Origin of the sequence: Pedobacter sp. (assembly GCF_035317785.1) — a bacterium.
In the GTDB taxonomy this organism is placed as follows: domain Bacteria; phylum Bacteroidota; class Bacteroidia; order Sphingobacteriales; family Sphingobacteriaceae; genus Pedobacter.
Genome location: NZ_DATHGC010000356.1, coordinates 1 through 3,047, shown reverse-complemented (window position 1 = coordinate 3,047; position 3,047 = coordinate 1). Strand labels below are relative to the sequence as shown.

The window sequence follows — 3,047 nt, the reverse complement described above, 5'->3', positions numbered from 1 at the left end:
TGTGGCAAGGTCACCGAGCAACATCGAGATTCCCCCGTCGCCGCACATCGCGACTACCTGGCGGTTCGGGCAAGCCAAAGCAGCACCCATGGCATGGGGCATAGCATTGGCCATGGAGCCATGGATAAAAGAACCGATCATATCGCGTTTGCCGTTTGCCTTGATGTAGCGGGCGCTCCATACATTGCACATGCCTGTGTCACAGGTAAAAATGGCATCTTCGGAAGCGAATTTATCCAGAAAGGCAGCCGCTGCTTCAGGATGGATCGCATCAACTTTTCCCAGGGTTTCAACATAGGTCTGAAGATGCCCTTTAACTTTCGCATGAATATGGAGCTGGGCATCAAGAAAGCTTCGGTCAGCCTTTTCCTTTAATAACGGGATGAGCGCTTTTACGGTAGATTTGATATCACCGTGCAGCCCCATCGTCAGCTTTGCCCTTCTGCCGAGGTTTTCAGATTTCAGGTCAATTTGAACAATATTTTTGCCCTGGGGATAGAATGGGGTATATGGAAAATCTGTACCCAGCAAGATTACCAGATCGCTTTCGTGCATGCTATGATAGGCTGCGGGTAAACCAAGCAATCCGGTCATACCAACTTCGTAAGGATTGTCATATTGCAGGCTCATTTTTCCCCTGAAAGAATAACCGACTGGTGCTTTCAGCAGGGCCGCCAATTCCACAACTTCATCGTGCGCATCCGCACAACCGATCCCGCCGAAAATGCAAATTCTATGGTGGCGATTGATGAGTGCTGCCAATGCGTCAAGTTCTTCTTTTACAGGGGTTACATTTGACTTGCAGAAGAAATTTTTCGTCGATGAATCAATTTCGACTGCCGGTTCACCAGCTACATCTCCGGGAAATCCAATTACTGCAACCCCTTTGCGCTGAACAGCTGTTTGTATTGCAGCCTGTGCCATCCGCGGCAATTGTTTTGCATTGGCTGCCACCTGGGTATAATAACTGCAGTCGTCAAATAATTTGATAACGTTTGTCTCCTGAAAATACGTACTGCCGAATTCTTTGGTTGCACAGGTGGAGGCGATGGCTAAAACCGGCGCCCCTGACCGATGCGCGTCATAAAGACCATTGACCAAATGAACGTGGCCAGGGCCGCTGCTGCCTGCACAACAGGCAATCCCGGATAACTGTGCATCCGCTGCCGCAGCAAATGCGCCTGCTTCTTCGTTCCGGACATGTATCCATTCGAGCGCCGGATTTCTCCTCACGGCGTCATTCAATTCGTTAAGGCTATCCCCGGTTATGGCGTAAATCCGTTTGATCCCTGCTTGAAGGATCATATCAACAAGCTGTTCTGCGACTTTCTTTGACATCTTTTTTTAGCTAAATGGTTAATTATTTGTTGTTGTTTGCAGGGAATAATGCCACTCCCATACCAATTCGCAATGAATTGACATTCAGGATTTTGGAGAAAAATAATTGTCTTTTTATTGTTCCTATTTCGGACATTTACGATATATTGATGACATTTCAACAATCAGCTAAGAATGAAAATCATGATTTGGAATTCAATAACATGTCTTTTCCAGGTCTCAAAGCCTGAAAAAGGAGTTAAAACTGAAGGATGACCAAGGCCCTGATGCCATGTTTAGGCACTTCCGGATGGTTCAGATAGCTGAATCGTTCCACAAAATCTAACCGTAAAACTTTGAAGATATTGGCGATCCCTATACTCCCTTCCGTATAAGGACCATTATTTAAAGTAAACGTAGTTGGAATTCCTGCAGAATTTTTTGGAAAACTAAGTAACGCAGGATCATTCGCAGGGTTATTTTCAGATCTTAACCCGCCCCATAGGGCCTTAAATGATATTACTTCCCGCCATTTTAACTTTTTTAATAATGGTACCTTATTGAAGATAAAGCCATTAAAGTTTTGATCTATGTTAATTGCTGCATAGCGATCATTTACAAACTCTAAGAAGTTCATTAAATTATAGGATTGTAGTTGCAGCGCATAGGTTTGATTGGCATGGGCAATGTCAAGTAAGGGGAAAGGAACTTTCCCCCACATATATCCCCCTTCAGCGCTAACATCAGCATACCCCAATTGAGACAGATAGAATCTTTTGGTAATGTTTCCGGTAAGATTTTCAAAACTGTATTGTCCGCCTAAAAAATCTTTGATGCCCTGCTGGTAGCGCAGCGTAAAGATCGGATATTTATCGGGGATCGGCGTCCTGTAGAGCTTTCCCTGGTAGAACTTTTCCTTGGGTGCATACCTTAACTCTAACGACAATTGTGTCGTCTTTAATCTTTCGACAGCATTGACCTGCCCATTTTCATTGTTTTCAAAATGCAGGAAACCTGCGGGGTGCTGGTTCCATTGTTGCAACTCGAACTTATAGGAAAAATGATTCGGGTATTCATGCACATAATCAAACCGGAAAATATCATTATATAGCCAGGTTTCATTTATACCCCGTTTAAAAGAAAGAAAAAAGTTATCTTCCTGTACGAATTGGAGTTCCTGACCGGGAATTTTGGTGTCATGCTGAAAACTCGCCCTGAGATATTCCTGCGGAAAAGAATAGATCGATTTATTATTCAGGGAATAAGTGGAACTCAGAAAATATTTCCACTTTTGGTCTTTAAAGCCGTAAGCGCCATACGTTTCAAAATAATACCGCTTACTAAGTTCCGGTGTGGTCCGTCCCCCAAGACGGAGACGAAAACCTTCCACCGGATTAAAATTGTAAAAGGTGTTTGCGGGCCCCATTTCGAATAGGCCGAAATCATAATAACCTGCCAACAAAAACGTCAACAGTTTCATAGTCCGTCGAAACGATGGGATTGTTTGCAAGCTGTCGATGTCATGGTATATATGATCCTCCGAGGATTTCAGCGAGTCGGGTCGGCTATGCTGCCAGTATTGATTATCCATGTTATCGGCATTGGGAAGGATCACCTGCTCGGGGCCCTGATAGGTTTGCTCGGAACGTGGCGTATTTAATACAAAATTATTTAGTATTACAACACGTTCGCCAAAAATCCCGCCACCCTTTTTCTTATTGAGCCCGAAA

Annotated in this window: 2 protein-coding genes; both read right to left on the bottom strand. The window is 44.2% G+C overall.

What is annotated here, in order from left to right; all coding sequences use genetic code 11:
* The coding region (locus VK541_RS22160) for a thiamine pyrophosphate-binding protein (RefSeq protein ID WP_324372718.1) at nt 1-1,338 on the bottom strand (1,338 nt) is incomplete at its 3' end.
* Nucleotides 1,339-1,576: 238 nt separating this feature from the next.
* The coding region (locus VK541_RS22155) for a DUF5686 family protein (RefSeq protein WP_324372717.1) at nt 1,577-3,047 on the bottom strand (1,471 nt) is incomplete at its 5' end.